Here is a 5020-nt window from a genome sequence, read left to right as displayed (position 1 = left end):
TGGCGCCGCGTCGTTGCCATGACTAGTGACGAACGCGAGTTGCGCGCGGACGAGGTCGGAGCGGGCTTGCTGGAGATCGCTGAGATGCCCAGCCTCTGCCATGGCCAGCAGATCCAGTGCGGCGTCGAATGCGCCTGCCTGGACCTTGGCCGATGCCGCGGCGAGCGCGCGATCACCGCGGCGCGCCGGGTCAATCGTCAGCGTTGCCGCGCGCTCGAGGAATGCCGCTGCCGCACCGACTCCTCCGCGCGCCTGGGCACGCTCGGCCGAGCGGTCGAGCTCTGCGGCAACCTCCTCATCGGGGCCCGACGCGGCGTTGGCCAGATGCCACGCACGCCGGTCCGGGTCTTGCTGCGCGTCGGTGGCCGCGGCGAGCGCTCGGTGGACCTGCTGCCGGTCGCGCAGCGGCGCCAACCGGTAGGCCGCTGAACGGACAAGGGGATGACGAAACTTCACCCGGGTGGCGAACGACGACAGTTCAGCCTCGATAGCGGGCGCCGACGCGTCCGGCCCGATGCCGAGTTCGCCCGCGGCACGCCACATCAGCGCGGAATCTCCCGTCGGCTCAGCGGCGGCGAGCAATAGCAATCGCCGGGTCTGGTCCGGCAATGCCTCGATCCGCGAACGGAACATCTCTTCGACCGCACTCGAAAGTCGAAATGCGCCAGGCAATCCGAACCCACCGGCGAGATCGTCGGCGGTCAGTCCGCGAGGTAGCTCCATCAGCGCCAGGGGGTTGCCGCGTGTCTCGGCGACGATCTGGTCGCGCACCCGCGGATCCAGCGGCGCAGTTAGCATCGAATCCAGTAACTGGCGAGCGTCGGCTCCGCGCAGTCCCCTGAGCACCAGAGCCGGTAAGCCTGCGACGGCATCGGTCGGCTCCCTGGCCGCAAACACCAAGCCGACCGATTCCGCTCCCAACCGTCGGGCCACGAACGCCAACGCGTCCGCCGACGCGCGGTCCAGCCACTGCTCGTCGTCGACCAGGCAGAGCAGTGGCCGATGCGCGGCCACGTCGGACAACAAGTTCAAGACCGCCAGCCCAACGAGAAATCGGTCCGGCGCCGGACCCTCCGCCATGCCGAGCGCAACAGTCAGTGCGGAGCGCTGCGGCGCGGCCAGCCGACCCAACTGGTCCAACATCGGCAAGCACAACTGGTGCACGCCGGCGAACGCCAACTCCATCTCCGACTGGACACCAGACGTCCGCGCGATGCGACACCGACCGTCGGCCGTCAGGTGCTCAAGTAGCGCGGTCTTGCCCACCCCCGCTTCTCCACGGATCACCAGTGCCCGGCTGTCCCCGGAGCAGACCGCAGCGACCAGCCGATCGAGGATCGCGCATTCGTCGCGACGCCCGATCAGAGTGACCGGGGGGCCGCTCTCGGGGGCGCCACTGACCTGCACGAAGGGATTATCCGACAATCAAGGCAACGGCGCTGACGGTTCGTCTAGGAGGTCCTAGATGGACGCGCGATAACCGTAGAACTCGTGGTCTTCGTTGTAGCCGCCCTGGCCCGCACCCAGCTGAGCGAAGGACTCGACGAACTCGACGGCTTCGATCCACTTCACCTGCTTGAAGCCCAGTTCTCGTTCGTTGCGTAGCCGCAGCGGCGCACCGTGGAGTTCGCCGAGCGGCGTGCCATTCATCTCGTAGGCCAGGATCGTCAGCTCGTCTTGCATGTGGTCGATATCGTGCGCATCGTAATAGCGGCCACCTTCAGCGCCATCGGCAAAGGAATAGAACACGACCCACTTCGCTAGTGGCAGTGGACGAACCATGTCGACGATGTGCTTCATCGGCACACCACCCCACTTGGCGATACCGGACCAGCCTTGAATGCAGTAGTGCTGCGTGATCTGCTCTTGCTTGGGCATCGCCTTCAACTGCTCGTAGGTCAGTGCCACCGGATTCTCCACCAGCCCGCCGACCCGGAGCGTGTAAGACCGGAAACCGTTGTCGCGCAATTTCAGATAGGCCTCACTGATCGGCATCGTGCCGTTGGGCCAGAAGAACGGAGAGATGTGCTCTTCGGAGTACGTGGCCCGCGGGTCGGCCCACTCGAGTAGGCACTTCGCCCAGCCGACCAGGCGACGACCCATCTTCTGCACTACCCGGGGATACCGCAGCGTCAGCGGTGAAGCCGCCAGCCACGCGACCGCGACGACGGTCATCCATAGGACGTACAGCCACAACCCGACCCACGTCGCCGTGTTCAGGCCCGTGGTGATGTGGTTGAGATTGACCAACAAGCCCGTCATGAAGACCATCGCCGTGTGCACGACGATGAAGACGACGAAGTACATCAGCACGCCGAAATGCACCGAGCGCACCACCTGCCGGTTGAGGCGTCCGGATGCCAGCCCGAATCTGGCCGCGACGGCCGGCGCCTGGAGCAATCCGGTGATGAAGGCCAGCGGTCCTGCCACGAAGACAGTGGTGAAGTACGCCAGGTTCTGCAGGCCGTTGTACTGCGTCCATCCCTGGTTGGGCGGAAAGTCCAGCGACAAGTACTGCACTGCGGCCGAGATCGCGTTGGGGACCACGTCCCAATCCCGGGGTACCAGTCGCTCCCACTGCCCGGTGGTGAACAGCAGGACGTAGAACAACCCACCGAGCAGGACCCAAAGGAGATCAACGCCGAAATGCCACCAACGGGCCAGGCCGACTGAGTGTCGGATCCCCGGTAGCCCGATCCAGCCTGGCAACGCCACCGCGTCATCCTTGGAGGTCCACACGTTCTTCGGCGCCCCCTGGCCCATCCGCTCGGGTGGAACGGGACCGCGTAGACGCAGCCATTCCCGGCCGGGCGTGGAACCGGCATCCAACTGCAGGCGTGGGTGATCGGCCAGGATCTGTAACCCCGACCGGATGATGAACATCATGAAGAGCAGATTCAGGAAGTGCAGAATCCGGAGCCAGCCGGGGAACCCCGTGTCCACCGGAGGCTGAAAGGCGCCTTGTCCGGGATAGGTTTCGATGAATTGCTGCACCATCTGATAGCCCCGAACATGCTGTGCCACGGCTATTCCCACGATCAACAAAGCAGCCCCGACAGGCAAGAGCCACAGTGTGCTCAACCAGCGCTTGCCGATCCGGACGTCGGGGATCTTGGCCATCACCGCAGGCATGGCCTTGGACCACTCGTCGAGGTCGACGCGGTCAGCGGCCGCGGTGAGCTCGGCACGAAGCGGGTCGATCGATTGTGCCAATCCTCGTGGTTCCCCGGTGGCAGGGCATTCTTCGTTCACCGTTCGGTTCATCGCATCGAAGTCGTAGCTCTCCGTCATCGCCTCTCCTATCTCGGGTGCCGAGGCTGCGGTCGTCAGAAGGCGGGATTCACTCCTGAGCGTCCCGGCTGGTGGTGCCGGACCAGATCGGCCGCCCACGAAGGTGCAGTGGCCTTCTGTGGTCGTCTGAGGGCCTGTTCGACGACCAGGGCCTGCAGCACTTCCTCGAGGTGCGCCCGCGGGTACCGCGCTTCGGCCTCCGCGACGCTGGCCGCGTGCGACGCGCGCAGTTCTCTAGATCCGAACTCGATCCCCACGCCACGGCGCAGATAGCGCGCGATGGGTCCGCGGCGTTCCGGGATGCCGGGGGTGGTATGCAAAGCGATGGCCTCCCAGATGGGATCGATTTCCGCTGCGCCCCAACCGCATTGCTGCAGGAATTTGGCGGCCGCGTCGGCGCCCTCGATCTCGAACCGAGCTGGACCGTCATATCGATCGGCCGTGCCCGAGTCATGGAATAGTGCTGCAAGACAGAGTGATTCGTCGATATCGCTGACGTCGTCGAGGTGTGCCGCCTGCGCAGCCAGCAGAAAGGTACGGACACTGTGGTTGAAGATCTGGGGATGCAGCACCGCTCGGACGTGTGCGACCGCCTTGCTCACGTGTGGGGAATCCGGTATCTGCATCTCAGTTCCCTGGCCTGTCAATCGAAGGTGAGGACGAGTCGCCCGCGCACGCCGCCAGCCTCCAAGGCGCGGTGTGCTTCGGCGGCCTCGGCCGCTGGGTATGTCCGCGCCACCCGGAGGGTCAACCATCCTTGCTCGGTGAGCTTCCTGAGTTCGTCGAGCTTGTCGTTGCGATGGGTGTACTCGGGGACGAACACATCCCGGATCCTGACACCGCGCTCCTCGCCGAGGTCCGCTGACCCCGCGAGCTCCCACATGCGCACCGCCGCGATCTGTCCGCCGTCTCGGACCGCGGGCACGACTTCCGCTCCTTGCAGCGCAGCGTCCACCACCGCAGCGACGCCTTCCGGCCACCATTGTCGGATGCGTTGTCCCACACCGGGTCCGCGGGCGACGATCTGGTCGGCCCCCAGGGTGGCCACCAGATTCGCGTCGGCGGGCGCGGCGTCGGCGATGACCCTGAGGTCGTCGACCTTCGCCAGCTGAATGGCGTACCCGCCGACCGCGCCTGCGGAGCCGGTGACGGCCACCGTCTCGCCGGGACCAAGGCCGAGCACGTCCAGGGCGCGCCGCGCGGTGAGACCGTTCATCGGAAGTGTCGCGGCCTCGACGTGGGTGGTCCCCGCCGGTGCGTGAGCGGCTTGGTCGGCGTCGACGACGAGGTATTCGGCGTAGGCCCCTCCCGTGGCGTCGATGGGCATCACGATGACCATCGCCCGGTCACCTACGCGCAGATCGGTCCGAGCGCCCGGCCCAAGCTGGTCGACGACGCCGGCAGCCTCCATTCCGGGGACGTAGGGCGGTCTCAGCGGGCCGGACCGCAGCATGTCGTCGACGCCTCCGGTGCGCAGCAGAGTGTCCCCGGGGTTCACGGTGGCGGCGTGTACGCGGATGCGGACCTGACCGGGTCCTGCCTCGGGGCGGGGAAGCTCCACGAGTTCGAGAACATCGGGACCGCCGTACTCGGTAACGCCGACCGCCCTCATCGTCAGCGCGTTCACAGGCCCTGGTCGCTCAGGTCGGGATGGTCGTTCGGGCGGGATTGATCGCTGTCCCAGTGGAACAGCCGCTCGGAGTCGGCGATGGTGACGTCATTGATACTC

Annotated in this window: 4 protein-coding genes; all 4 read right to left on the bottom strand. The window is 66.2% G+C overall.

All coding sequences use genetic code 11. The features are described 5' to 3' along the window. Positions 1-1407 (bottom strand): ATP-binding protein (locus ABW137_RS23245; protein ID WP_526403811.1); only part of this gene is annotated, 1407 nt, incomplete at its 3' end. A gap of 54 nt (positions 1408-1461) precedes the next feature. Then, positions 1462-3291 (bottom strand): molybdopterin-dependent oxidoreductase, encoded by a 1830-nt coding sequence (locus ABW137_RS23240; RefSeq protein WP_526403810.1) that lies wholly within the window; start codon positions 3289-3291, stop codon positions 1462-1464. 35 nt (positions 3292-3326) lie between these two features. Then, positions 3327-3893 (bottom strand): HD domain-containing protein, encoded by a 567-nt coding sequence (locus ABW137_RS23235; RefSeq protein WP_526403809.1) that lies wholly within the window; start codon positions 3891-3893, stop codon positions 3327-3329. Between the two features lie 41 nt (positions 3894-3934). Further along, the gene (locus ABW137_RS23230; RefSeq protein ID WP_526403808.1) at positions 3935-4903 is read right to left on the bottom strand and encodes an NADP-dependent oxidoreductase; all 969 of its coding nucleotides are present in this window, start codon (positions 4901-4903) and stop codon (positions 3935-3937) included. Positions 4904-5020: the final 117 nt, after the last annotated feature.

Source organism: Mycobacterium sp., from assembly GCF_040509115.1.
Classification (GTDB): Bacteria; Actinomycetota; Actinomycetes; order Mycobacteriales; family Mycobacteriaceae; genus Mycobacterium.
The sequence above is the reverse complement of the archived record's forward strand: the minus strand, read 5'-3'. Positions and strand labels throughout refer to the sequence as shown.